Origin of the sequence: Eubacterium ramulus ATCC 29099, assembly GCF_000469345.1 — a bacterium.
Lineage (GTDB): Bacteria > Bacillota > Clostridia > Lachnospirales > Lachnospiraceae > Eubacterium_I > Eubacterium_I ramulus.
In genome coordinates, this window is record NZ_KI271137.1 from 4,146 (window position 1) to 5,405 (window position 1,260).

The 1,260-nt window shown below is 38.7% G+C and carries 1 protein-coding gene; it reads left to right on the plus strand.

Annotation, left to right across the window (positions count from 1 at the left end; all coding sequences use genetic code 11):
* Positions 1-156 precede the first annotated feature (156 nt).
* Entirely contained in the window at positions 157-1,134 is a 978-nt protein-coding gene (locus tag HMPREF0373_RS10010; protein ID WP_242831203.1) for an SIR2 family NAD-dependent protein deacylase, read from the plus strand.
* Positions 1,135-1,260: the final 126 nt, after the last annotated feature.

The following is a 1,260-nucleotide window of genomic DNA, read 5'->3' on the forward strand; positions in this document are numbered from 1 at the left end:
CGGCGGGCAAGTTGCCCGCCGTAAATTATGCTTATTTTGTTAAAAGACTGGATAGATTTTTTCCAATGTAAAATCCAATCGGTGGATATAACTCCTGAGATAGACTAAGTAAGGTAGTTAAAGATATTACAGTTGTGAGATAGGAGAATGAAAAAAATGAGCTGTTACGAAAATTTGGTAATGAAAACACAAATGAACTATTCCAGACACTATAGTACCTATGCATCCGGCGGTACTGCTGTAGTGTTGAGCAAACAAAAACCACTTCCTTATGAGGAACAGATTCAGGAATTTGTTCGCAGAGTGCAGGAGGCAGATTGTATCATAGTAGGCGGAGCATCCGGTTTATCAGCAGCTGGAGGTGGTGACTTTTATTATAGTGATACCCCTTCTTTTCGTGAGCATTTTGGAAAATTTGCAGATAAGTATGGATTCAAAGGTGCTTTTAGCGGAATGATGCATCGGTTTTCTACAAGAAATGAACACTGGGGATATGTGGCAACCTTTTTAAATACTACACAAAATGCTCCTATCAGAGAGCCATATCTGGATTTGGATAGAATTTTGCAGGGAAAGGATTTTCATATCTTAACGACTAATCAGGATACACAGTTTGTAAAGATTTATCCGGAAGAAAAGGTCAGTGAGATTCAGGGAGATCATCGTTTCTTCCAGTGTTCCCAGTGTTGTCAGGATGAAACATGGGATGCCGTACAACCTGTGGCAGATATGATTGCGGCTATGGGAGAGGGAACAATGGTGCCGGATGAACTGATTCCTCGCTGCCCTCATTGTGGTGAGGAAATGTTTCCGTGGGTAAGAGGATATGGGAATTTTCTGCAAGGGAAAAAATACGAAGAAGAATATGAGAAAATCTCAAAATACATTCAAAAGAACAAAGATAGAAAAATTCTCTTTATAGAACTTGGAGTAGGGCGCATGACACCGATGTTTATACAGGAACCGTTTTGGGAACTGACAAACAGCTTGAAAGATGCATATTATATCTCCGTAAATTCAGAATATCAGTTTTTGCCGGAATTCATTGAAGATAAGGGGATTGCTATTTTGGGAGATATAGGAACAGTGTTAAAAGATTTGCAGAAAGCAAAAGAGGAAAGTGCATTTGTATAGGATACTTGTTCTTGATATTCCACTTGATGGAGAAACATTAGAATATTGATTGATAAAAAACTGCACTCAGGGATATTGTGGGTGCAGTTTTGCATTTAGGTCTGATTTATCTTCAGATTCAGAATA

Coding starts and splice junctions, on each gene's coding strand:
- HMPREF0373_RS10010 (WP_242831203.1), top strand. CDS start 157: ATGAGCTGTTACGAAAATTTGGTAATGAAAACACAAATGAACTATTCC.